26 protein-coding genes and 4 tRNA genes are annotated in these 22,895 nt (G+C 37.2%); 13 read left to right on the plus strand and 17 right to left on the minus strand.

Annotated features, from left to right (window positions below):
* Positions 1–754: 754 nt before the first annotated feature.
* Positions 755–2,116, plus strand: coding sequence for a sodium:alanine symporter family protein (locus P4L16_00660; protein ID MDR3623639.1), 1,362 nt, complete (start codon positions 755–757; stop codon positions 2,114–2,116).
* Here the strand turns inward: P4L16_00660 and P4L16_00665 are convergent.
* Positions 2,113–2,676, minus strand: coding sequence for a peptidylprolyl isomerase (locus P4L16_00665; protein MDR3623640.1), 564 nt, complete (start codon positions 2,674–2,676; stop codon positions 2,113–2,115). The genes P4L16_00660 and P4L16_00665 overlap by 4 nt on opposite strands.
* 123 nt (positions 2,677–2,799) lie before the next feature.
* Between P4L16_00665 and P4L16_00670 the strand changes: the two genes are divergently transcribed.
* On the plus strand, positions 2,800–3,675 hold the full coding sequence (locus P4L16_00670; GenBank protein MDR3623641.1) for a GNAT family N-acetyltransferase: 876 nt from the start codon (positions 2,800–2,802) through the stop codon (positions 3,673–3,675).
* Here P4L16_00670 and P4L16_00675 read toward each other — a convergent pair.
* Together P4L16_00675 and P4L16_00680 are read right to left on the minus strand one after the other, a co-directional pair.
* Positions 3,659–4,636, minus strand: a complete 978-nt coding sequence (locus P4L16_00675) for a class I SAM-dependent methyltransferase (GenBank protein ID MDR3623642.1) — start codon at positions 4,634–4,636, stop codon at positions 3,659–3,661. The two genes, P4L16_00670 and P4L16_00675, sit on opposite strands and share 17 nt — an antisense overlap.
* Before the next feature lie 6 nt (positions 4,637–4,642).
* Complete coding sequence (locus P4L16_00680) at positions 4,643–5,392, minus strand: superoxide dismutase (GenBank protein ID MDR3623643.1); 750 nt, start codon at positions 5,390–5,392, stop codon at positions 4,643–4,645.
* A gap of 91 nt (positions 5,393–5,483) precedes the next feature.
* Here P4L16_00680 and P4L16_00685 point away from each other — a divergent pair, with 91 nt between their 5' ends.
* Complete coding sequence (locus P4L16_00685) at positions 5,484–6,281, plus strand: sulfite exporter TauE/SafE family protein (protein ID MDR3623644.1); 798 nt, start codon at positions 5,484–5,486, stop codon at positions 6,279–6,281.
* Here P4L16_00685 and P4L16_00690 read toward each other — a convergent pair.
* On the minus strand, positions 6,234–7,442 hold the full coding sequence (locus tag P4L16_00690; protein ID MDR3623645.1) for a cation:proton antiporter: 1,209 nt from the start codon (positions 7,440–7,442) through the stop codon (positions 6,234–6,236). The genes P4L16_00685 and P4L16_00690 overlap by 48 nt on opposite strands.
* Before the next feature lie 70 nt (positions 7,443–7,512).
* Between P4L16_00690 and P4L16_00695 the strand changes: the two genes are divergently transcribed.
* A complete protein-coding gene (locus P4L16_00695; protein MDR3623646.1) occupies positions 7,513–7,833 on the plus strand; it encodes a multidrug efflux SMR transporter in 321 nt (106 codons plus the stop codon).
* On the opposite strand, the gene fumC is transcribed toward P4L16_00695, so the two are convergent.
* Genes fumC through P4L16_00715 form a run of 4 tightly spaced genes read right to left on the minus strand, consistent with a single transcriptional unit; the run spans position 7,830 to position 12,217 of the window.
* On the minus strand, positions 7,830–9,212 hold the full coding sequence (gene fumC / locus P4L16_00700) for a class II fumarate hydratase (protein ID MDR3623647.1): 1,383 nt from the start codon (positions 9,210–9,212) through the stop codon (positions 7,830–7,832). The genes P4L16_00695 and fumC overlap by 4 nt on opposite strands.
* Entirely contained in the window at positions 9,209–10,294 is a 1,086-nt protein-coding gene (locus tag P4L16_00705; GenBank protein ID MDR3623648.1) for a DUF2786 domain-containing protein, read from the minus strand. The genes fumC and P4L16_00705 overlap by 4 nt, the downstream gene beginning before the upstream one ends.
* 13 nt (positions 10,295–10,307) lie before the next feature.
* The gene (locus P4L16_00710) at positions 10,308–11,030 is read right to left on the minus strand and encodes a hypothetical protein (GenBank protein ID MDR3623649.1); all 723 of its coding nucleotides are present in this window, start codon (positions 11,028–11,030) and stop codon (positions 10,308–10,310) included.
* Entirely contained in the window at positions 11,030–12,217 is a 1,188-nt protein-coding gene (locus P4L16_00715) for a hypothetical protein (GenBank protein MDR3623650.1), read from the minus strand. Before P4L16_00715 ends, P4L16_00710 begins: the two co-directional genes overlap by 1 nt.
* A 188-nt stretch (positions 12,218–12,405) precedes the next feature.
* Here P4L16_00715 and P4L16_00720 point away from each other — a divergent pair, with 188 nt between their 5' ends.
* Positions 12,406–13,023: a hypothetical protein gene (locus tag P4L16_00720; protein MDR3623651.1), complete on the plus strand. Its 618-nt coding sequence runs from the start codon at positions 12,406–12,408 to the stop codon at positions 13,021–13,023.
* A 220-nt stretch (positions 13,024–13,243) separates the two neighbouring features.
* Here the strand turns inward: P4L16_00720 and P4L16_00725 are convergent, their stop codons facing one another.
* On the minus strand, positions 13,244–13,393 hold the full coding sequence (locus P4L16_00725; protein ID MDR3623652.1) for a lmo0937 family membrane protein: 150 nt from the start codon (positions 13,391–13,393) through the stop codon (positions 13,244–13,246).
* 123 nt (positions 13,394–13,516) lie between these two features.
* On the opposite strand from P4L16_00725, the gene P4L16_00730 reads away from it, so the two are divergent.
* From P4L16_00730 to P4L16_00745, 4 genes are all read left to right on the plus strand, one after another.
* Positions 13,517–14,122, plus strand: a complete 606-nt coding sequence (locus P4L16_00730) for a zeta toxin family protein (protein ID MDR3623653.1) — start codon at positions 13,517–13,519, stop codon at positions 14,120–14,122.
* 190 nt (positions 14,123–14,312) lie between these two features.
* Positions 14,313–14,873: a biotin transporter BioY gene (locus P4L16_00735; protein MDR3623654.1), complete on the plus strand. Its 561-nt coding sequence runs from the start codon at positions 14,313–14,315 to the stop codon at positions 14,871–14,873.
* Positions 14,864–15,292, plus strand: coding sequence for a YchJ family metal-binding protein (locus P4L16_00740; GenBank protein MDR3623655.1), 429 nt, complete (start codon positions 14,864–14,866; stop codon positions 15,290–15,292). The genes P4L16_00735 and P4L16_00740 overlap by 10 nt, the downstream gene beginning before the upstream one ends.
* A gap of 321 nt (positions 15,293–15,613) precedes the next feature.
* Complete coding sequence (locus tag P4L16_00745) at positions 15,614–16,642, plus strand: methyltransferase domain-containing protein (protein MDR3623656.1); 1,029 nt, start codon at positions 15,614–15,616, stop codon at positions 16,640–16,642.
* Positions 16,643–16,725: 83 nt separating this feature from the next.
* Here the strand turns inward: P4L16_00745 and P4L16_00750 are convergent, their stop codons facing one another.
* From P4L16_00750 to P4L16_00775, 6 genes are all read right to left on the minus strand, one after another.
* Positions 16,726–17,259: a hypothetical protein gene (locus tag P4L16_00750; protein ID MDR3623657.1), complete on the minus strand. Its 534-nt coding sequence runs from the start codon at positions 17,257–17,259 to the stop codon at positions 16,726–16,728.
* 266 nt (positions 17,260–17,525) lie between these two features.
* Positions 17,526–17,918, minus strand: a complete 393-nt coding sequence (locus P4L16_00755) for a hypothetical protein (GenBank protein ID MDR3623658.1) — start codon at positions 17,916–17,918, stop codon at positions 17,526–17,528.
* Positions 17,915–18,307 (minus strand): HEPN domain-containing protein, encoded by a 393-nt coding sequence (locus P4L16_00760; protein MDR3623659.1) that lies wholly within the window; start codon positions 18,305–18,307, stop codon positions 17,915–17,917. Before P4L16_00760 ends, P4L16_00755 begins: the two co-directional genes overlap by 4 nt.
* Positions 18,308–18,493: 186 nt before the next feature.
* A tRNA-Tyr gene (locus tag P4L16_00765) sits at positions 18,494–18,575 on the minus strand.
* Between the two features lie 17 nt (positions 18,576–18,592).
* Positions 18,593–18,665 (minus strand) — tRNA-Thr (locus P4L16_00770).
* 60 nt (positions 18,666–18,725) lie between these two features.
* Entirely contained in the window at positions 18,726–18,953 is a 228-nt protein-coding gene (locus P4L16_00775; GenBank protein MDR3623660.1) for an SEC-C metal-binding domain-containing protein, read from the minus strand.
* Between the two features lie 78 nt (positions 18,954–19,031).
* Here P4L16_00775 and P4L16_00780 point away from each other — a divergent pair, with 78 nt between their 5' ends.
* Positions 19,032–19,796 carry a tRNA 2-thiocytidine biosynthesis TtcA family protein gene (locus P4L16_00780; GenBank protein MDR3623661.1) on the plus strand — a complete coding sequence of 255 codons (765 nt, stop codon included), beginning with the start codon at positions 19,032–19,034 and terminating at the stop codon, positions 19,794–19,796.
* Here P4L16_00780 and P4L16_00785 read toward each other — a convergent pair.
* Complete coding sequence (locus P4L16_00785; protein MDR3623662.1) at positions 19,793–21,313, minus strand: hypothetical protein; 1,521 nt, start codon at positions 21,311–21,313, stop codon at positions 19,793–19,795. The genes P4L16_00780 and P4L16_00785 overlap by 4 nt on opposite strands.
* A gap of 81 nt (positions 21,314–21,394) precedes the next feature.
* Between P4L16_00785 and P4L16_00790 the strand changes: the two genes are divergently transcribed.
* Complete coding sequence (locus tag P4L16_00790) at positions 21,395–21,784, plus strand: hypothetical protein (GenBank protein MDR3623663.1); 390 nt, start codon at positions 21,395–21,397, stop codon at positions 21,782–21,784.
* Here P4L16_00790 and surE read toward each other — a convergent pair.
* Entirely contained in the window at positions 21,768–22,553 is a 786-nt protein-coding gene (gene surE / locus P4L16_00795) for a 5'/3'-nucleotidase SurE (GenBank protein MDR3623664.1), read from the minus strand. The genes P4L16_00790 and surE overlap by 17 nt on opposite strands.
* 127 nt (positions 22,554–22,680) lie before the next feature.
* Here surE and P4L16_00800 point away from each other — a divergent pair.
* Together P4L16_00800 and P4L16_00805 are read left to right on the plus strand one after the other, a co-directional pair.
* A tRNA-Val gene (locus P4L16_00800) sits at positions 22,681–22,753 on the plus strand.
* A gap of 58 nt (positions 22,754–22,811) precedes the next feature.
* A tRNA-Asp gene (locus tag P4L16_00805) sits at positions 22,812–22,885 on the plus strand.
* Positions 22,886–22,895: the final 10 nt, after the last annotated feature.

Raw genomic sequence — 22,895 nt, forward strand, 5'->3', positions numbered from 1 at the left:
CCATGTGCGGCCTCTAGGGCCACTTTCATTTTAAATTCTGCCGTATATTGATTGTACTTTCCCATAGTTGCTATCCTTTCTGCGTTTAGTTTATCAGAAAGTTGCGCGATTTGGGGTGTCTAAATTTCGGGGTCCATTATAGTCTAAATTTCGGGGTCCATTATAATAATGTAACGTACTCGTTGAAAACGCTATCACAAAATATACATAATATTTTTTTGCATTTTACGTTAACATGTCATTTCTATGAGAAGAATTTTCTTATAATTTCCTATTTTCTTTCGTAAAACATCCCGCTCCTAATTGCTGGAAGAAATCTAAATTGCGCCTCTTAATGAAAACTTAAAATATTTAATATAAAATCTAACCAGATAAAAAATTTTGCTATTTATGAAAATAATGAACTTATGATACCGTTTTATGCATGAACAGTTATACACAAATACGCACTTGCTGCGCACATTAGACTTCTTGCGTAATTACATTTGCTTATTAAAATTGTCTTTTTTGGCATCTTTATCGTTAAATTTTTCAACCATATATTCACATATGCTCTCAAAATTTATCAATAAATCTACTCAAAAACTTTCAATTTTTCTAAACAAAGCTAATTATGCAAGAAGTCTATTCAATTTTAAGTGGACAATCCATCTTTTTTTCCGCACCCTGAGGTGCAAGTTCTATTACCATTATTTTTTATTATTAATATCTTCCTCAAGTGGGTCTTCTACTAACTTCATAACGAGAAAAAGCCATGGATTTTAAAGAACTTCTCTCTCTTTTCAATGAATCATTTACGTTTTTTTGTGTCTTTCCAGCCCTTATTATCTTAGGAGCCTATTTAACCATTAAGCTTCGCTTTGTACAGATTACAAAAATCCGTTTGAGCTTTTCTTATCTCTTAAAAAAAGATCCAAAATCACAAGGCCAAATTTCTCACTTTGAAGCTATTTCAGCAGTACTTGCCGGTAATTTTGGAACAGGTAATATTTCAGGAATGGCTGTAGCTATTTCTACAGGAGGCCCAGGAGCTCTTGTCTGGATGTGGGTTATGGCATTTTTTGGAGCTGCAATACAATATGCAAGCTGCATTTTGGGAGTAAAGTACCGGCAAAAAAATCAAGATGGCGAATATATGGGAGGTCCTATGTATTATCTTGAAAAGGGTCTTGGCTGGAAAAAGCTCGGCGTACTCTTTGCCATTCTCACAACACTTGGAGCCATTACTGCCGGAAACTTTGCGCAAGTAAATTCCATGACACTTCCTCTAGCACAACTAGGTATAGACCCTCTTTTTTCAGGGCTTGCAATTGCTCTATTTGTAGGACTTGTCATCTTTGGGGGCCTAAAAAGAATGGCTAAAATTGCATCACTTATCGTACCTGTAAAAGCATTTCTTTACTTAGGATTTGCTCTTATTATCCTACTGCTCAATATAGATAAAGTGATACCCGCACTCCAATTAATGTATATTGCAGCTATAGATCCAAGTGCAGTCATGGGAGGTGTTCTTGGAATGGGTGTCCTTAAAGCGCTTACTACAGGATTTGATCGCGGTATTTTTGCAACAGATGCAGGAACTGGTATTGTACCCATTTTACAGTCAAGTGCAAAGACACAAAACCCTGTTACTGACGGTATAGTCACACTTGCAACACCTCTTTGCGTTATGATTGTTTGTACAATGACAGGACTTGTTTTGCTTGTGTCTGGTGCTTGGCAACAAACTGACTTAAAAAGCACAAACATGGTGACCTATGCGTTTGAAACAGGCCTTGGGCATTCTGTTGGCTCTTATGTCGTTTCTTGCTCACTCATCTTGTTTGGCTACACAACAATTTTAGCATGGGGATGCTGTGCAGAAAAGGCTATGCACTATCTTGTTGGCAAAAGGTTTGCTAATTGGTACAAATACCTTTATTTAGCTCTAATCCCCGTTGGGGCTTTAATTCATGTAGATCTCATCTGGACACTTGCAGACATCTGTATTACAACCATGCTAATCACTAATATTGCAGGGGTTGCTTTTCTTTCCAAACAAGTTATTCGCGAAAGCAACAACTTTTTTGCAAAAAAAGAACCCCTTCTCTCAAAGATCACTTTAGAAGAAGCTTAGCCTTCAACTACCATTTTAATAATTTTCTGAGGCTCAAATGGACGATTTTTAGAATCTGCGGGAACACCTTCAATATCTTCTACAACATCATAGCCCTTAACAACTTCTCCAAAAATGGTGTGTTTGCCATTCAACCAAAGAGTAGGTGCTGTTGTAATAAAAAATTGACTTCCATTTGTACCGGGGCCTTTGTTAGCCATTGCAAGTAAACCCACCTTATCAAATTTTACTCCACGAACAATTTCATTCTCAAAAGGACGCCCCCAAATAGACTCGCCACCCGTGCCATTGCCAAGTGGATCGCCACCTTGAATCATAAAATTCCGAATAACACGGTGAAAAATTGTATTATTATAGTAACCATCTTCAGCATGTTTTAAAAAGTTTTCAACGGCTCTTGGGGCAACATCTGGCCACAATACAACTTCAATGATCCCTTGGTTTGTTTCGATAAGAACTTTTGGATGATTAGATTCTGCAGCAGTAATCTCTTTAGAAAAAATTTTACCACAAAATAGGCTCAAGAGAGCTGTCACAACTAATAAAAAATATTTTCGCACTTTATACCTCCTAACATAAAATTAACAAAAGAGTTTTACATTTTAAAGGTGGAAAATTGCAAGACTTTTATTCAAAAAACTGGAAGAATGGCCAATTTCATCAACCATCAATAGGGTTTATTCATGACCTACACAATTGTTCAAAAACCTCTCCTATTGGTAATAGGCATTGAATGCCAAACTTCTAATGATCCAGGTTGTGCCTCCAAAGACATCCCTCAGTTATGGGAAAAATTTAATAAAGAAAATATCACCCAAAACATACCCAACAAGGTTTCTAATGCTATCATCGGTCTATACTCAAATTATGAGGGCGATCGCACAAAACCTTATTCTTATTTAATTGGTTGCCAAGTTCATTCCATTGCTAATCTTCCACCAGGCATGGTTGCAAAAACAATTCCAGAAGCTACATATGCTGTGTTTACTACAAAAAACACTCCTTCTAATAGCTTAATAGGTACGTGGGAAACCATATGGAAAACTAACTTAAAAAGAGCTTATACATACGATTTTGAAATCCATCCTGAAAATCATTCAAAACTCTCAACTTCTCCTATTAATATATTTATTGCGATTAATAATTACTTCATCGACTTTCAAATAGATCCAAGCCCCATTTATCAATCAATACTATTCAATGGCATCAATGCGAATGCTTTAAAAGTAAAAGCGCAAAAACCCGTTCTATCTTTTGGTTTTTTCATCAAAGATTCATCTGGGACCCCCATAGCCGGTATTACTAGCATTATTTATTATGGCTGCCTTCACATAGACATGCTATGGGTAAATGAGACATATCGTAAGCATGGCCTTGGAAGCTTACTCATACAAAAATGTGAAAAATTTGCAAAAGATAAAAGCTGTACTTTTGCAACCGTTGACACTATGGATTGGGAGGCTCTTCCCTTTTATCAAAAGCTTGGATTTATAATTGAATTTGTGCAAGAAGGCTTTGTGAATAATTCTATAAAGTATCTGCTCAGAAAGCCTTTATAAGGGTCCAACAACGATGAATTTTGGGATCTTGAAAATCCTTTGGCAATGTCTTATACGAAATATCTTTGATGGTGTAACCTGGAAAATGGCTCTCTTCAAAATTAAACCTTCTTGAATTGGTACTGAAAAACAAAACACCCCCATTTGCAAGCAATTTTAAGGCCTTTAAAAGAAGAGGAACATAATCTACTTGCAAATCAAACATCTCTTCCATTTTTTTGGAACGAGAAAGTGTTGGAGGATCTATGATAATCACATCATACTTTGCTTGTAAATGAGCTTCTTCATCCACAAATTTCAAACAATCCGAGCGCACAACTTGATTATTTTTAAGTGAAAGACCATTCAACAAAAAATTCTCTTTCCCCCATTCTGTGTATGTATTTGACATATCGACACTTTTTGTAAAAAGTGCTCCCTTAATGGCTGCGTGAACACTAAAAGAACATGTGTAGGCAAATAAATTTAACAATCTCTTTCCCTCAGACGCACTAGCCACAAGTTTTCTTGTTTCTCGATGATCTAAAAAGAGACCTGTATCAAGATAATCTTGTAAGTTAACTCTAAACTTTACACCATACTCTAAAATTGTAAAAAACTCTGACGACTCTCCTACCTTTTCATATTGCTCTATTTTTTTCCGCCTAATGCGAGTCCTCCAGTAAATGTGTTCAAGAGGTACCGCAAACAAGCTGTATAGTGCTTCATGTACTTCAGCTACAAGACTTTCAGGAGGTTCTATTATCCCCTTTATCTTAGAAAAATAGTGAACACAAAAGCGCCCAGCATAAAAATCGATTGCAAGGGGGTAATAAGGAATTTCTCTATCATAAATACGAAAGCAGTTCGTACACTCTCGCCTGGCCCATTTTTTTAAGTGCCGATAGTTGTTTCTAATCCTATTTTTTAAAGATGAACTTTTATCCTCGCCATCTACAATATCAGGTAAGAGTAAATCCATAAAAAATTAAGATGCTGCTGGAGCTGGCATATCCAAAAGTGTTTTTGCCGATCGTTTTTCAATAATTTCCCAATTAATATTCTGAAAAAACGCATCTATGTACTTTGCACGATCCAATTGGTAATCTGGAAGATAAGCATGCTCAAAAACATCCATTACTAATAAAGGACTTCCACCTGTTAAGTGCCCCACATCATGTTCATTAATCCACATGTTTACAAGCCTTCCACTTACTGGATCCCTGTAGAGTACAACCCAGCCAATTCCCCTCATAGCACCAGTACTTACAAAGTCATTCTTCCACAAATCATAACTGCCAAAATTTTGAACTAAATCAGCGTGTAAAGAACTACCTGGATCTAAAGGAAGCTGTTTTCCTAAATTTTCAAAATAAAGCTCATGCAAGCGCATCCCATCAAACTCCCATCCAAGGCGTCTTTTCAACTCAGAATATTCAGGAGACTTTGTGTCCCCCTTTGTATTGTATTCAGCAAGGGTATCTAACAGAAGATTAGCATTTTTTACATATCCTTTATACAAAGTAAAATGTAAATTAAGCGCATTATCACTAAACCCTGGCATACCAAAAAGATAGGAAAAATCTTTTGCCTCATAATGCTTCTGCTTACTTATCTCAACAGATGCAGGCTTTAAGCTTGATGCATTTATCGAATCCGGCTCACTATTTTGTGCAAACAGGCCAGCACACAAGATTAACTTTAGACCAACTAGATAAGTAACACCTATTTTGCCCATACTTCTCACCAAACGTTAAATTCATTTTTAACAAAGGTCTACTTATGCAATAATTTTTCTTCTTCGTCAAGAATAATTGAGGAGTGTATCTTTGGAATACTTTATAATTTGTTTAAGTTCTCTTCTTGTTTCTATTTTAACGCTATTCTCTGGATTTGGTCTTGCAACTATTTTAATGCCCCTCTTTGCCCTGTTCTTTCCTCTACAAATAGCTATTGCAGCAACTGCTATCGTACATCTTTTTAATAGCATCTTTAAGGCTTTTCTTGTTGGAAAGTTTGCCAATAAAGCCATTGTAATTAAATTCGCAATACCTGCTCTAATAGCATCTGCAATAGGAGCCTATTTACTTGGAGCTACATCCAACTTACATGCTCTCTATTCTTACAAGTTGCAAGGCTTAAAATTCAGCATTACCCCAATAAGTGCCTTAATCGGAATCATCATCATTTTATCTGCTATCTTCGAATTAATCCCCAAGCTATCGAAAATCTCCTTCGACCAAAAATACATACCTATTGGAGGGCTAGTTTCGGGCTTTTTTGGAGGACTTTCTGGCAATCAAGGCATGTTCAGGTCGGCTTTTTTGATCAGGTCAGGGCTAAAAAAAGAAGAATTTATTGGAACAAGTGTACTCTGTAGCATCGTTGTTGACGTTGTACGTATTACTATCTATGGATGGATTATTTATTCACAACAATTTGCAACTCTTTTATCACATGAGATGCAAAATCTTTTAATTGTAGCATGCGCTGCTGCATTTATTGGATCTTATATTGGTAGCAAACTAATGCACTATTCGAGCCTTAAAATGATTCAATTCATTGTTGGCTTAATGCTCCTACTCATGGGCTTTGCAATGGCTCTTGGACTTATAAAACCATCTTAAAGCAAGCGGACCAAATAGCGTGGTCATAGCAATGACAAGTGTAATGCTCGCATAAATTTCCTGACCAAAAACGCCATTTGACTTTCCAACATCTGCAAAAACCAGTCCTACTTCTCCTCTTGGTATCATGGCCAAGCCAACTGCCCATTTAACCCACTTGGAGTCTTTGAGAAGAATAAAACCGGCAGAAAGCTTTCCCAAAATAGCAGCCAAAAAAATGGCTGAAGAAAATATCCATATAAATGAAGTGCCCCAAGAAATCTCTTTTAAATCCAGCGTGAGACCAATATTTACAAAAAATATAGGAACAAATAAATGAACAATGGGTTTCAGCGTATGCTCAATACGCGTAGAAAAGCGCTTATCAGTCTTTAAAAACTTGAAAAAAGGCATCGAAAAACTCTTGGAAAGTGCAAGGCCAGCTGCAAAACCACCAATCAACTCAGGTGCCCCAAATTCACGCGCAAGCCATGCAAAAAATAACAGCAAAGAAACAATCATCGTTGGAAGCAACCCTGGAATTGCACTCTTTGTATTATAATACTTGATAAGGCTTGCAATAGACTTTACCAAAATAGGTGATATAAGCAAAAACACGACAACAAATAGGAGAACTTTTCCTATATTAAAAATGTCAATAACTCTTGTTGTTGAAAATTCATAGAGAATGGAAAGTATGACAATACCAATAACATCATCGATAATCGCAGCTCCCAAAACAATCTGTGACTCATAACTTTGTTGCTTTTTTAGCTCAGACATGACTCGCAACGTAACTCCTATACTTGTTGCTGTCAGCGTACCCCCAATAAAAAGCGAAAGAAGTAAATCCTGATGAAAAACATAGTAGGGCAAAACAAAGCCCAAAACAAACGGCACAATAACGCCCATACAGGCAGAAAAGATTGCCTTTGTTTTTACTTTCATTAAGTTAGCAATATTTGTTTCCAAACCAATTTCAAATAACAGTAAGACGACACCAATTTCTGCAAGTGAATGAATAGTTTCAGTAGAATGAACCCATCCAAGAAGACTCGGACCAAGTAATACACCAGCACATAACTCTCCAATTACAGCAGGAATGGAAATGCAAGCTGCTAATTCACCTAAGAGCCTTGCGGACAATAAAATCAAAACAATTTGTATAAAAAATTCGCTCATTTAATCCTACCACAAAAATAAAGAATTTGCTATTAACATATAAAATGTACTATACAGATGTTAGGATTTTATGGGATGGATTTATCTTTTACTTGCAGGTCTCTGTGAAATAGGCTTCACAACCTTTTTGAATTTATCTAATAACTTTACACGTCTTTTACCAACACTTGCATTCTTAGCACTTGCTGCTCTAAGTTTTGCTTTTCTCTCTTTTAGCTTAAAATCTATTCCTCTTGGAACGGCTTACGCTATTTGGACAGGAATTGGAGCCTTTGGAACAGCGATTATTGGCGTTGCCTTCTTCAATGAATCTGCAGATTTTTGGCGCATTCTCTTTCTTGCTCTATTAATTGGCTCCATAGTAGGACTAAAGGTTGTATCGCCACACTAAATCATTGCTTTAGGATCGGTATATTTATCAAAATCTTCTGCTGAAATAAGGCCTAATTTCAACGCCGCATCTTTCAGTGTCAAATCCTTTTCATGAGCAAAATGGGCAATTTTTGCACAATTATCATAGCCAATGATAGGGCTTAAAGCAGTAACAAGCATCAAAGAATGCTCAACAAAATAACGGATCTTCTTTTCATTTGGCAATAATCCCTCGAGTAAAAAATCTGTAAAGTTATTGCAGGTATCCGCTAGCAGGCGCAATGAATGCAAAAAGTTATAAATAATCACTGGTTTATAAGCGTTAATTTCAAAGTTTCCCTGTGATCCAGCAACTGTAATAGCAACGTCATTACCCATTACCTGCGCTGCAACCATTGTCATTGCTTCACACTGTGTAGGATTGGCTTTTCCTGGCATAATGGAAGATCCTAGTTCATTTTGAGGTAATATCAACTCCCCAAAACCACATCTTGGACCAGATCCCATCCAGCGAATATCATTTGCAATTTTCATCAAAGATACTGCAAGCGTCTTAAGGGCGCCACTTGCAAAGACAATTGGGTCATGGCAAGCAATGGCTGTAAACTTATTATCTGCTGGAATAAAAGGAAAACCAGTAAGTTCTTTGATTTTTCTAACAACCCTTACAGCAAATTCAGGATGCGTATTAAGCCCTGTTCCAACAGCAGTACCCCCTATTGCAAGAGAATATAAGCCCACAAGAACCTCTTTGATACGCTCAATATTTAAGTCAAGCTGACCTACATATCCACTAAACTCTTGCCCTAAAGTTAAAGGAACCGCATCCATCAAATGTGTACGCCCAATTTTGACAATTTGTTTAAAAGCATCCATCTTTTTTGCAAGAGCATCTCGCATTTTTTGCACTTTAGGAAGTAGCGTCTCATGGATTTCCATAACAGCTGCAATATGCATAGCTGTTGGAATTGTGTCGTTAGAAGATTGAGACATGTTTACATGATCATTTGGATGAATAGGACTTCTAGAACCAAGCACACCACCTGCAAGCTCAATTGCCCTATTAGAAATAACCTCATTGACATTCATGTTTGTTTGAGTACCACCGCCCGCTTGCCATACATACAGGGGAAAATGCTCATACAACTTGCCATCAATGATTTCATCTGACGCTATAGAGATCCACTTGGCTTTCTCAGCATCTAATTTGCCAAGATCCCTATTCACTAGGGCAATAGCTTTTTTTAAAATACCTAAAGCTTTAATGACCGATCTTGGAGTATGATCCTCGCCAATATTAAAATAGAGCAAAGCTCTAGCTGTCTGCGCACCCCAGTACTTATCACTTGGAACGCTAATTGTTCCCATGCTATCTTGTTCAATACGCTCTTCTTTCATACTAACCTGAGTGTTGAGGACTTACTAATAGCGGTATTGATGTTAAGCTCTCTACCCATTCTTTCTCCAAGCATAGATGACTCCCTACAATGCTTTGCATGACTTCTAGATGTGCTGAGCCGCTTATAAACCATTTCTCTTGCATCCGTTAATTGATTTTCAATTACCATTAATGCCTGTACAATATCAGGTTGATACTCTCTTTTTAAAGCTTGAATTTTGTTGCAATAACCCGTTGCAATTCCCAAAAAAAAGGAATTTCTTGCAGTTATGCCCCTCAAGTTAACATGTTGCTGTGCAACATCCCATAGCTTATCCAACTCATGTTGTAAAGTAGCTGCAACGTAATCAGCGATTTCAATATTAACTGCACTTCCCAGAATTTCAAGATAAATATAGTCTCCTGCTCGGTTATAAACAGTACTTACAAAAAAAGTGCCCAGAATTTTAGCAATTGCACGCATTTTTGCATCTTCTCTTTTCTGCTTCATAATGCGCTTAAGAACCATTCTCTCATCATCTTCGCTTGCAATATATTTAGAATCAATATTGTGTTTCAAAAGTAGTTGCTGTGATTTAATCATAGCAAGCTCAGCTTCGTTTTTATTGCTGCTAGAAGTGAGTGCTAAAAGCTTTTGGATTTTTCTTAAAACAACACTTTCCTTTATATCAGGTACATGTTCTGCCTCATCTAGACATATAGTAGCCCTGCAAACCTCTTCATTCCAATTCATGCTCCCACAAAAAGTCTTAAATTCAACGCCATGAGGTTGAATTACGTCCCCATGGTTAATAAACGTCATATAATGCGCAAGCTCATGCCTGAGTACATTATATAGCTTTTGCTTGCTTACATGCATCAGATGTTCATGAAATCCAAGCTCATAAAAATCTGAATCAAAATATCCAAGCATACTCTTATTATTATAAATCACTATCTTGATAGGATACGAAGTTTGTTGAGGCTCATCATAAAAACGCTCACCCATAACTTTTAAACGAATCTCTTTAGACAAAATATCTTTTGCAATACACTTTATCTCGTTAATAAACTGAATAATTTTATTCGAGTAAACAATCATTAAAAACATCTCATCATAGGTAATAGCGCAATGTTAAAAAGGCTCCAACTTGGTTCAAATTCCTTGAAGGAAGCTCTAAAACACTTGATACTCCAACTGGAAGCAATCGGTAATAAGGAGCTAATTCTATCCACAGATTATCACAGAATCTATAGGCTACAGGAAGGCGCACATCAACACCCCATCTGTCATTCATCTTCCAAGCAGCCCCCGCAAGGCCCCCAATGCTAAGATATTGATTGTATATGATAAGAGCGTCAACAATTGCACCAAATGACCAGTCACAATACGTATAGTGAAGATCAACCCCCACAAGAGCATAGTAAGTTGCATAATTTAGACGAATAGCTGAAATAGCCGCATAAGCATTATGTTTATCTGTCAAAAAATCAAAACCCAAACCTACACGAGGTGTAACTTCCCAGCAAGGACAAATAGAAAAGCAATATCCTCCAACAAGCTCCGTATACCAATCATATTCTCTACCAGAAGTTAGACTACTGGATACAGCACCTGTATTATAGACAGAGCGCAATTGCCCAAAAAAATGTTCTGGTTTTTGATAAGTAACACTACCATGAACGCCTCCAGTACTTCCTGAATAGGTAGGCGGCGTTGTAAAAGACATCCATGTGTACTGCCCTCCCAAATCAAAAGACCAGTCTTGATCGCTTTGAGCAAAAAGAGATCCCGTAAAGCATACTAAAAGAGCTAAAAAAAACAATTTTCTCATCATCAATCCTTATCTATTGAATATATATTCTTCATTTCTTCAAATTTTATATCATAAATCGGCTTTAATCGCTCCATATCATAAAGGTCTCTATGAATAGAGGTAGAACGAAGAGCTATGCCAGAAGCAATGCCCGTTCCCAATGTCAATGCACTTTCATCTTGAATAATCGTACCATCAAAATCCACAACCCAAAAGCAAGCACTTTCACTATTGTTTAAGCCTCCAATGTAAGCTTGATTTGAAGAAAGTGCGATACAATAAGCTGTACCCCCATAAATTCCTTCTCCCGATACTAGCGAAGTCTCATGCTGTAAACTACCATAAATGTCTGTAATCCAAAGGCTTGCAACAGCGGGATTGGAGTCACTGTTATCGTGATAATCTAACCCTACAGTATAAATACGATTAGCAGAAATAGCGATCTCATACGCCACACCACCGCTAGAACCGCTCGTCAATTGAATTTCATCATAAGCAAGAGTTCCATCAAGATTTCTAATCCACAGTGTTGCTGGCTGATTACTACTTTCATCCTGACCTACGATGTAAACGTAATTAGAAAAGAGCGCAACGTCATTTGCTGTACTCATATCAACTGTCAACAAAACTTCATCATAAGCAAGAGATCCATCCAAATTTCTAATCCAAAGAGCCGCAAGAGGCGTACTACTACCTGAATCTATGCCCACAATATAGACAAAATTAGAAGAGATCGCAACATTATAAGCAATACCTGCTTCAGCTAACTGAATTTCATTATAAGCGAGGGTTCCATCAAGATTTCTAATCCACAAAGCAGCTGGTTGGCTACCACTACTATCTTGACCCACAACGTAAACATGGCTAGAAGAAAGTGCAACACCATTGGCTACACCACTGCTTGTTAGTTGAATTTCATCATAAGCAAGAGATCCATCCAAATTTCTGATCCAAAGTACTGCAGACCCACTACTACTGCCATCTTGCCCTACAATGTAAGCATAGCTAGAAGAAAGAACTATACCATCTGCTATACCCATTCCTGCTAGCTGAATCTTATTTTGAGAAAGATTGCTACTACTAGGTCCAAGCCAAAGGTCCGCAGACCCACTCATACTATCACCATCCTGGCCTACAATGAATAATTCATCAGCATGCAAGGTGGATAGCAATATCATCAAAAAAAACAAACCGAGTATTTTGTGCATGCTGAACCTCTTGACCGACTAGCTTGTTCGAAGCATCTAAAAAAAACAAGGTTTTATTATAGTAGAGCAATTCCTATTGCTGGAATTGCTCTTTTCCAGAAAATCTTTACACAAATTACATAAATCAGTAGCCTATGTTTAATTATTTTAAGCCACCAAAACATCAAATTATAAATGAGGAGCGTATTATGTTTACTGCTATTAGGAATGCATTATTTGGAAATCCCGAACAACAAACATTAGAAGTTCGATATGGGTCCCCAAAGCGTGTCGTTAATGGTCGAGAAAAATCTGTTGAAGAGTACGACGCTGAACGGGCTGTATATGCTGAATACCTACAAAAAATAACATCTGTAGCTAATAGATTACCCAATTTTGCTATAGAAAAAGAGGGCTTGCATGGAAACCTGCGCTATGTCTGCGGCTGGAGTAAAAAGGATTTAGTAAAACAGCATATTAAATTTCCTCGAGAAGGTGTACCTTTAAGCCTATCTGATGGTCAAAGAGAATCTGCAGTAGAGAAATTCCCTACATTTAAAGCTGCAATGGAAAAAACTCAACGAGCAGCAGAATGTCTGAAACAAAAGAAAACACTCCACAGAGACCTTTCGGCTCGTGAGGCAGTAGAGCAAATCCAACGAGATAGTGACGGCATACCAATAACACATGAACAAGTATGCGAATGGGATATTGAAAATGCAGAAAAAGCATATGTAAAAGCAGCCCAACAGCAAATAGACCTTGAAGACAAGCTGGTAATTCAAACTCTGCGCAATGGAGGGCAGCTACCTACAACTTTTAAATGATAGGAGTATATTTTTAGCTTATGAAATAGGTAATCGCCTATCATGGCTATAGCACAAAAGATAAAAACGCACAAAAAATTTATTTTTTGTGCGTTTTTCAAAATCGACTAAGAAAATGATGAAAAACATTTATCTGGAAGCTTCTTTCCATTTCTAAGCATCCTAAATAACTTCTTTGATGGTACAAACCAAAATTTCAATTCGTTTCGGTATAATACAGCTAAGGCCCTCTTCTACCAGTAACCAACCGGATGATCAAAATGACTAAGGCTACGACTAAAAGGATATAGATAAAGCCGCCAAATGTATAAGAAGTTACAACCCCTAAAAGCCATAAAATGAGCAAAATAACAAAAATTGTCCAGAGCATAATCACTCTCCTTTTCCTTACCACATAAATAAAAAAATGATTATGTGCAATAAAATTCATTTTAAAAAATCTAAGCATTTGTCAATATGTTGCGCATGACGCTTTAACAACGAAATCCCCTCTATGTATACTCCTACTATTTTTGCCATTGCAGGAGCCCCAGCTTCTGGGAAAAGCACCTTTATCCAAGAACACATTAAAAAGAATTTTTTTCCTAAAGATATTTTTCTTCATGACTGTGATGCTTGTATGACCTCTTTAAATGGCTACCAATCCGACTTACAACATTTGGGCTCCGTTAAAGCCTTCCAAAACTGGGAACTACCTGCCAGAGAAAAAGCAGAATTTATGCTTATGGAGGCTGTCAAAGCAAAAAAAGATATCATTTATGATCGCTCTTGTGCTTTACCAAGTTCTTACGCTTTTTTAAAGAATATAGTAGAAAATCATGGATATATGCTCATCATGCATATTTTATATGTGACAGAAGAAGAAGCTTTTTTTCGAGCAGAAGAGCGAGAGAAAAAGACAGGCCGACACATACCAAGAGATGTTCTTTCTAAGAGAATGAATGCTATTAAATCCCTTTGGCCCTCTTATCAAACCATCGCAAATTCTTGTTACTTACACGATAGCAACGATAAATCTTACAATATAATAGCTATGAAAAAAAATTCTGACCTTATCATCCTTAACGAAAAATGCTATGAAGCTTTTATACATCAATAATCTGAGCGATTCCCGCAGAGGAAATTGTTAAAAATTTTCAGAGAAATTCCTCAATCTTCAAACTTCTTTTTCAAAAACTAGAATATACACAAACAAGTTCAGGAATTGTTTGTGTATATACAAAAATCAATTCTTGAACTTGTTTGTGTATATCTGCTATGCTGCATTTCCAAAACATGGAGGAAATTTTATGGCCATTGCTCAAATAAAGTCTCTATCTTCTGAGTCTTCTCAAAAAGATCTATTTTTCTCAGTTTTACAAATTCTGGGAGCCTCTTTATTGCTAGCTCTTTGTTCCCAAATCAAAGTCCCTCTCTACTTCAGTCCAGTGCCTCTTTCTGGACAGACGTTAGGTGTTATGCTTATTGGGGCTACTTTAGGTAGTCGTAAAGGAGTACTTAGTGTGCTTGCTTATCTTGCTGAGGGAAGCTTTGGACTGCCCGTCTTTGGTAGCGGCAGCCTTGGCTTATTAGGACCAACAGGGGGATACTTTTTAGGATTTATCCTTCAAGCTTACCTTGTAGGCTGGTTTACTGAACGACAAGTTTCTCTCCAAAGTACAAAGACCATGACCGTCTTACTATCGTCTTGCGCTCTTCAACTAGGTCTTGGGGTCTTATGGCTTTCTTTCTTTGTTGGCTTTAAACTAGCTATGATAATGGGCCTGTGCCCTTTCTTGCCCGGAGAAGTTATTAAAACAATGGGTGTTACAGCCTACTTAAAAGCACGATCTAATAAAGCATGCTGCTAGCTAACAATAACCAGGAAATGCTCTGTCCTTGTAGAAGTGGAAATACATATGTAAACTGTTGCAAGCCTTTCCATCAAGGACAGTTACTACATACGGCCCTTGAGCTTATGCGCTCTCGTTATTCAGCTTATGCGCTTCACATGCCAGAATATATTATTCACACAACCCACTCAACCGGTCCTCAATTCCATCCTGATCTAACTCAATGGTCTCAAAAAATTTCTAAATTCTGTTTAAATACGGAATTCAAAAATCTTGAAATCCTCCACTTTGAAGAAAAAGGATCTTGCGCAACTGTTACTTTCACCGCACACCTTATTCAGAATCAAAAAGATGCTTCTTTTACAGAAAAAAGCTATTTTAAAAAAATAGAAGGAAAGTGGCTTTACTATGACGCTCAACCATCAGTGAACGCTTAGAGCCTCTTGGATCTCTTTAACGCTCTTCTCTTTCCATTAGACTTCTTGCGTAATTACATTTGCTTGTTAAAATTGTCTTTTTTTGCATCTTTATCGTTAAATTTTTCAATCATATGTTCACATATGCTTTCAAAATTTATCAATAAATCTACTCAAAAAATTTCAATTTTTCTAAGCAAAGCTAATTATGCAAGAAGTCTATTATAAAACCTATTTTAAGAGGACAGAGTACCAAAAAATATAAAAAAATCAAATGAAAACTACTTGAACTTGTTTGTGTATATATGCTAACAAAAACATTGTCTGTAGAGGTTGGGCTTCATGAAAAGGCAAAAATATGTTCCGCTCCATTTTGATTCTCATAATCGTGTTGCGGTTTTGGCGCAAATCAGCACTGAGGCGCAAAAGTTTTTTAATGAGACAATCCCTGCAGGGGAAAAGCTAAAGATCTCAGTAGAAATTGATCACAACGGGGACGTACAGGTCTTTAAAGAAGAAAGCACTTGGGGACACATTGCCAGGGCTGCAGGAATACAAATGCGCCTTAACCTTCTTGTAGGCGGCTACCATGTTCGCATAGTCGACTTTTCCAAATTGCATCAAGTGAACACTGAAGACCTAGATCGGATGGTCGATGCTCTCTCTCTTGCTAATGGAAACATTGCGTTGGATATGATGTGCGGGTATGGCTCCCTTACAGAAAGAATCTTAGAAGTCTCTAAAAAAAATGAGATCTCAATCGAATTGTACTGCGCTGATTTATATTTGGAGCAACTCGAGCGCATCAAGGAGTCTGTCAAAAAGCAAATATGCGATATTCGAATCACCGATGCCCGTTGCACCTCTTATCCTGATAATTTCTTTGATGCAATTGCTATTAAAATGGGAATCCATGATGTTCCGCGCTCCGATCAAGGATTAATTTTCGACGAAGCATTTCGTATTTTAAAACCGGGCGGACGCCTTGTCATTTGGGAGGTGCTAACAGATCGCAGTGAGGAGCAAGATGCCTTCAGCGCACAAATAAACAAAAAAGATGAGCTAGCAGGCTATGAATCTTTTATCATCGACCGTTATTTTCTTCGTTCCGACCAAGTCATTGCTCTGTATAAAAATAGTGGCTTCATAGAAGTTGAAGAGGTGTTTTCTGCACATTTTTCAGAAAGCAGCAAATCAAGATTAGACTCAGAGTTGCATCATGACCCACATAAACTTGAAGAACTTAATCAATATATTCGGAAATGCACTCCCGAAAATATCCGCGCCTCTATGCACTACCAAGACAATGGAGAAAGCATAAGCATGACCATTCCCAATCGAGTCTTCAGAGCAATCAAAAGCGTACACTAAAGGACGCATAATACACAAACGGGTTCAATTTTCTCTATTGATCAATATCCCGCATCGATGTTGGTCCGTTTGGCTTGCGCTCTTCAAATAGAAACACCTAAAAATTGCAAAGCATCAGAAGCACTTATTCTTTCTCTTTCCCCCATACAATCTTTAAGAACATCAATAGTTTCAACAAGCCCATCTACAATAAAAGTTCCATCGTCCTCTCTAACTCCATCCATAAAAACTTTTTGAATTTGCTCTCGTTGATCATTTATGGTACAAGATGAATGAAAACCCCCATCTGCTTCTATACAACCAGCACCAAATGCTCGCACTTCCGATCCAAGTAAAATAACTTTTCCGCTTACTTTAACATTAATTTCATCTGTTCTAGAGCGAATTGAATTTAAAAAAATAACATTAACCGCTTTAATAGAAATTTTATTTGCTTCTACTGATTTTAAAAAAACAAGACTATAGTTTTCTAAGTCTATATTGGCCTCACCCTCAAATTGCATTGCTCGATAAAAAATTGCAAATAATGAACCGTTAATATCACATACATCATACAATTTTCCAGCTGTACTTTCAGGATAGTATTTTGTAGTAATAGTAAGTGCTACTGTACTCATTTATTATTCCTTATTATTAACTTTTTAAAATGCTAAGCGCTACACTATAACTACCATTTTTTAAAATGTCAATACAAATTATGACAGGAAAATACAGGAATCTCTAGGAAGGTTAATGATTTTTCTCTTTATAGCTAATCATTTCCAAGCATTGAATCATTTTTTTGCTACAGAACCAAATAAGAATGATTCCTGAATAGAAAAGCACATTTATGGCACAATTAACTTAACTTTACTAATTAAATTAAAATATTTCATAGAAATATCTATGAAATAGACTTTTGAGAACGTAGCAAATATGCTTGCTTAATCACAAATTTGAATTTTTCAGACAACTCATTAACGAGAAGCAGTTCTTTATACCCACCATTTGTAATGGTTTCTAAATTTTGCAGATATGACACAACAGGATCATCCTGGCTAAGAATTACAATACGAGAAAGCTGCATTAATTCAGAGGCGCTCAAGCACTCCTGAAGCTTTGCAGAAATGGTTTTATATGATTGCATTTCTGCAGGATTAAGCCATGAAGCTGCAATAACTATATCCCATTTTTCCATGGAATCTTCGCGCAAAAATAAAGCACAAATTGAAAGTGACCCCTTATCCTTTTCGAGATTTTTAATAAGAGCTTTAATTTTTTCTATCATCTCATTCATAATTTAGCCAACAAGGTTTCTGCAGCCTCTATCACCAATTTAACATCTTCAGCAGTTTGTCTTCCTGAAGAATAGCGGATTTCCGGGTCCCATTTTACGACAATTGACCACTCCGCAATTAGAGTAGCACGCACTCTTTTTTCAACTCCCGACAAATGCAACAAATCATCAAATTTATGTGTTTTAAAAGACTTATTTTTTTCCTTTCCATCCCCAGGGTATTCATCCCAACCCAATGTTTTACATATTACGCATTTTAATTTCATTTCTAAAGCATAACCACAAATATAGAAAGCACCTTCATAACGCCCTGCTGCATAAAGTGCCTTAGCATCATCCAACCTCTCTTTAGCAAGAGTATTTAATTGTTCCGGTGTTAAATTGATCACAAATATCTAGCATTGATTATTTTTGAAAGACCAATCATACAACTCATGATTTTATGATGCTATATTTTTCGCTAGGTATCCTCATTTATCGGTTACGTTCATCAGAAGGTGTGCCATGAGTGTGCCATAACGGACATTGTATCAGAAATCTTCTAGCACAAAATTTGAAGGATTTTAGAGAGGAATTGGGGGCGGTTGGACTCGAACCAACGGAGACCGAAGTCGAGGGATTTACAGTCCCTTGCAATTGCCGCTATGCGACACCCCCGATTAGATTTAAATAAATGCTGACAGTAGGAATTGAACCCACAACCGTCCGATTACAAGTCGGGTGCTCTACCAATTGAGCTATGTCAGCTTAAATTGAGATACTAAAGCACAGACTTATAACAAATCTCTCTTTTTCCGCTCAAGGTTTTTATTTTGTCACCCTGAAATCTTTGTCTGTCATTTTAAATGCGTGAGACTCTTTTTCCTCTTTAGGCTTATGTAAGCTTTCTATCATCTGAGGAATTTTGTGCGCATCATTTCCTGATTTAATCACTTTGGCAACAAATTTTGGCTTAGGAGGCTTTCCCCAGCAGCATTGTTTATATTTTAGACCAGATCCACAAGGACAAGGATCATTACGACCAGCTTTTTCCATACTTTTTCTACCTAAACTTTTAATCTTAAAAATCGCTCGTGTGATTATCCACTTTATTGTAAAATATTGCCAGTTTTTATGAAATTAGTATTGTATATGGATATTCATCTACCTATAGCTGCACCTCCTTGGACTCATCTTGGCAAAAAACTGGAAAGCGCTTTTCGAAAAGCTATTTATGAATTTCAAATGCTTGAAAAAAATACTTCTATAGCTGTTGCCCTCAGTGGAGGTAAAGATAGCCTGACCCTTCTATTTCTATTAAAAGCTATATGTGGGCATGGATTTCCACCATTTGACATCCATGCCATACATGTGGGCGGTGAATTTTCTTGTGGAGCAGGTGTTCAAGAAAATTTTCTTCGAGCTATATGCAATAAACTTAACATACCCTTTCATGTGCGCATATCCACGCAAAAACAAGAAACATTAGAATGCTATAGCTGTTCTCGAGAACGAAGGCGTTTAATCTTTGATTGCGCAAAAAGTGTGGGCGCCCACACTATTGCATTTGGCCATCACAGGGATGATAGCGCTCAAACCCTTCTCATGAATCTACTTCACAAAGGCGAATTTGCTGCAAATCTTCCTAAAATTTACATGCATGACTATGACGTAACCATTATCCGCCCATTAATCTATCTATCAGAAAATGAAATCAGAACTTTTGCCAAAATGTATGGTTTTGAAAGAATAACCTGTCAATGCCCTGTAGGACAAGATTCAATGCGAAAAAAGAGCGATAAGCTCTTGGATGAACTAGAAAATCTTTTTCCCAATGCAAGAGCCAATATAGCAAGAGCTGGGCTTCTCTATGGCTCTACAAAAGCAAGTAAACCTTAAAATTCCTTTTTATCCTCCCATTTTTGCCTTAAAATCCCTTTGGCATAACACCACTCCCGCTTCAAAGCTCCTCCAAAAAGAGATGAATCAGAAGCTGCCTTTAGCAATTTAATGCGCTCTCTTATATTATTCCATTTAGCTTCTTGCATTGTTATTGGACCTTCTACTTTAACGCGTTTTTCATCAAACTTATTCCATACCTTATATAATTCTTTAGCAGAAGATGCTCTAGATACTTGATCTGTCATCACATTTAACTCTTCACTCGACTTGTCACTAAAGATAACTACTGCTCGGCTGATTAGCTTTGCCTTCAAATGCAAAAGCAGCTCCTCTTTCGCTTCTTTTACATATGCCTTCATGTTTTTCTCTGAAAGAAGCATCCTTCCCACATCATTAGCTTTTTTTCCACCAAGTGTTTGAAGGTGTGGATGAATTCTCTTACAAAGTGTTTTGTAGGATTTTTCAATGATTTCTTCTGATACTGCGGGCTTATAAAAAAAGGAATTTACATTATTAAAATGCTTTTCCTTAACATAAGTACCCACTTTTTCAGCTATAAACACGGCTGAAAATCCAGTCCAAAGAGAATAACCAACAATCATGCCTATACCAAATGCAGGAAAAATAACACCCAAAATAGTTGCAACAACTCCCAAGGTATAGGTTACAACTTTTAACATCTCTGTCTTTATTTTTGAGCGCAGCATTTCTCTTGCATCCCTAATACAATCTACTGCATCAACAAATAGTTTTTCACTGCTCCCACCTTTTTCTAGCTTTTCTAACCCGCTTTTAATGCGTTCATAAGCATGAGCGCCAAGAACTCTTTCCAATTCTACTTTCATTTGGGCATCTAAAAATGTCCACATCTCATCTATGTTTTTTTGAGGAAACTTTTCCAGTCTACTTTCAAGCTTTTCAAGATTTGCTTTCATTCTCTCTTTAAAGTGTGTTTCTAAAAAATATTCCAAAACTTTTTTTACTTGCTGTTCAGGAGAGAGCTTTTCATCTGCTAAAATACGATCTATTTCCTGAGCTGCTTTATTACTTTTATAACAGCAAATTGCATGGTCAATTGCGTACCATACATAAATAACCGCATTTAATACCAAAGTAAGAGCACCTATTATACGCAAAGCTGCCGTTGCAACTACTTTAAGAGCAGAAAGCAATGTAGGCATTCCCCATAATATGCAACTTACAAAATCGATTACATCTCTAACAAGATTTAATACATAACGAGAAATATCCCTCCCAAGCCCCATCATCGTAGCCTTAATGAGGTTTTTTATCCCATTTGCTATACGATAAAGAGCAACTCCTGCTAATGCAATGGGGGCCACCTCTTTTGCAGCCACACCAAGAATACCTACAGTACCAAGTGGATGTATCGCATCTTGTGCTATACTATGAACCTGTATTGCGGTTGCAGCCACTGGATTGCTCAACCTAATAACATGCCCAAGTCTAGTTGTGGGCGCTATAAAGTCGGGATTTAGTCTAGTAGGGTCCATAACCTCAAGTAAATTTAGCTAATTTTTTATGTCTATGTTATGATCAAATACATGAACGGATTCTTTAGCAAAAATTTTAATTTGTCAATATTATTAGCAATACTAACGAGCTGCTCTCCATCTTCTCAAGAAGAATTTATAACAGAGGCAGAGAGCCATAGCCGTATGCTTGTAAAGGAACTAGAAACAATACATACAAAAGAAGAGCTTCTAAAAAAGAAAGCTTCAATTAGAAAAGGTTTTACATCTCTTGTGCATACGGCCATACAAGCAAGAAAATTTCAAGAAAACCATTTGTCAAACTCTAGTAACTTAGAACTTGATAACTTCGAGCCTTTTTGGGGGATTAGACTAAAAGAGGAGCTTAAACGAATCTACCTTCTAGATGGGGGAAGAGAGCTCATTGAATCTTATCAAAAAGATGCCCTTGAAACATTAGATCTCTTTGAAAAAACTAAAAAGGGTGATTAAATAACGCGTTAAACATCTCTTTTCGAGCTTCATATTCACTATGATGTGTAAGTTCATTTACATAAACAGGCACGCAGGCAATATAACCCTTTTGAAGTAACGAGATATCACTCTCCTCATCCTCTTCAAATAAGGACAATCCACCACCTAGCCAGTAATAAGAAAACCCTTCAGGATGAGATCTTTCTATTGGATCACCTCGCCAATAACTTTTGCCCTGACGAGCTAAACGAATACCCACAATATCTTCTACCGCAGATGGCACATTAACATTTAAAAGAGTTCCACTTGGAAGCGGATGAGCAAGTAGGTGCTTTGCGATTCTGGCAACATACTTTTCAGCAATAGAAAAATTAGGGATCGAGTAGTCTATAGAAGAAATTGCAATACTTGGAATATCTCTCATCACAGCCTCAATGGCTCCACCAACAGTTCCGCTATGGAAAATGCTGCGTCCTGCATTTGAGCCTTTATTGATTCCTGAGATAACTAAATCAGGAGCCTTTTCTAAAAAAACGCTCAAAGCCATTTTGACGCAATCTGCAGGTGTTCCTTGAACTGCCCAAGAATCACACTCTCCTTGCCACTTCATTTTATGAACTAATAATGGACTATTGAGAGAAATACCAGCGCCTACCCCTGATTTCTCGGTTAACGGTGCAACTACGCTAATATCTGCATATTCTTGCAATCCCTTCCAAAGATGGAAAAGTCCATCTGAATGAATTCCATCATCATTAGTAAGAAGAATATGAGGTCGCTTATCCATACTATTTTACAATCCTTATCTATCAAACGACCATGGATTTTATCCTATATGGCACATTTTATGATATATACAAAAAATGCTTGTGAAAAATTCATGGAATGCATATCTTTGTCGCTTGAATTTGTACGGGCGTATAGCTCAGTTGGTAGAGCGCCTGTCTTACACACAGGTGGTCATAGGTTCGAGTCCTTTTGCGCCCATTGCTGTACAATTAAGTAATATGCAAATTTTTAGTTCGCTTATTTGTGTATATGTTTTGCGGGAGTAGTTCAATTGGTTAGAGCACCGGCCTGTCACGCCGGAAGTTGCGGGTTCAAATCCCGTCTCTCGCGTTCTTTTGTA

Source organism: Chlamydiales bacterium, from assembly GCA_031292375.1.
Taxonomy (GTDB): Bacteria; Chlamydiota; Chlamydiia; order Chlamydiales; family VFKH01; genus JARLHF01.

Excerpts from the sequence above, each read along its gene's own strand:
- P4L16_00660 (MDR3623639.1), top strand. The coding sequence starts at position 755 with ATGGATTTTAAAGAACTTCTCTCTCTTTTCAATGAATCATTTACGTTT.
- P4L16_00670 (MDR3623641.1), top strand. The coding sequence starts at position 2,800 with ATGACCTACACAATTGTTCAAAAACCTCTCCTATTGGTAATAGGCATT.
- P4L16_00675 (MDR3623642.1), bottom strand. The coding sequence starts at position 4,636 with ATGGATTTACTCTTACCTGATATTGTAGATGGCGAGGATAAAAGTTCA.
- P4L16_00680 (MDR3623643.1), bottom strand. The coding sequence starts at position 5,392 with ATGGGCAAAATAGGTGTTACTTATCTAGTTGGTCTAAAGTTAATCTTG.
- P4L16_00690 (MDR3623645.1), bottom strand. The coding sequence starts at position 7,442 with ATGAGCGAATTTTTTATACAAATTGTTTTGATTTTATTGTCCGCAAGG.
- P4L16_00695 (MDR3623646.1), top strand. The coding sequence starts at position 7,513 with ATGGGATGGATTTATCTTTTACTTGCAGGTCTCTGTGAAATAGGCTTC.
- fumC (MDR3623647.1), bottom strand. The coding sequence starts at position 9,212 with ATGAAAGAAGAGCGTATTGAACAAGATAGCATGGGAACAATTAGCGTT.
- P4L16_00705 (MDR3623648.1), bottom strand. The coding sequence starts at position 10,294 with ATGATTGTTTACTCGAATAAAATTATTCAGTTTATTAACGAGATAAAG.
- P4L16_00710 (MDR3623649.1), bottom strand. The coding sequence starts at position 11,030 with ATGATGAGAAAATTGTTTTTTTTAGCTCTTTTAGTATGCTTTACGGGA.
- P4L16_00715 (MDR3623650.1), bottom strand. The coding sequence starts at position 12,217 with ATGCACAAAATACTCGGTTTGTTTTTTTTGATGATATTGCTATCCACC.
- P4L16_00720 (MDR3623651.1), top strand. The coding sequence starts at position 12,406 with ATGTTTACTGCTATTAGGAATGCATTATTTGGAAATCCCGAACAACAA.
- P4L16_00725 (MDR3623652.1), bottom strand. The coding sequence starts at position 13,393 with ATGCTCTGGACAATTTTTGTTATTTTGCTCATTTTATGGCTTTTAGGG.
- P4L16_00730 (MDR3623653.1), top strand. The coding sequence starts at position 13,517 with ATGTATACTCCTACTATTTTTGCCATTGCAGGAGCCCCAGCTTCTGGG.
- P4L16_00735 (MDR3623654.1), top strand. The coding sequence starts at position 14,313 with ATGGCCATTGCTCAAATAAAGTCTCTATCTTCTGAGTCTTCTCAAAAA.
- P4L16_00740 (MDR3623655.1), top strand. The coding sequence starts at position 14,864 with ATGCTGCTAGCTAACAATAACCAGGAAATGCTCTGTCCTTGTAGAAGT.
- P4L16_00745 (MDR3623656.1), top strand. The coding sequence starts at position 15,614 with ATGAAAAGGCAAAAATATGTTCCGCTCCATTTTGATTCTCATAATCGT.
- P4L16_00750 (MDR3623657.1), bottom strand. The coding sequence starts at position 17,259 with ATGAGTACAGTAGCACTTACTATTACTACAAAATACTATCCTGAAAGT.
- P4L16_00755 (MDR3623658.1), bottom strand. The coding sequence starts at position 17,918 with ATGAATGAGATGATAGAAAAAATTAAAGCTCTTATTAAAAATCTCGAA.
- P4L16_00775 (MDR3623660.1), bottom strand. The coding sequence starts at position 18,953 with ATGGAAAAAGCTGGTCGTAATGATCCTTGTCCTTGTGGATCTGGTCTA.
- P4L16_00780 (MDR3623661.1), top strand. The coding sequence starts at position 19,032 with ATGAAATTAGTATTGTATATGGATATTCATCTACCTATAGCTGCACCT.
- P4L16_00785 (MDR3623662.1), bottom strand. The coding sequence starts at position 21,313 with ATGGACCCTACTAGACTAAATCCCGACTTTATAGCGCCCACAACTAGA.
- surE (MDR3623664.1), bottom strand. The coding sequence starts at position 22,553 with ATGGATAAGCGACCTCATATTCTTCTTACTAATGATGATGGAATTCAT.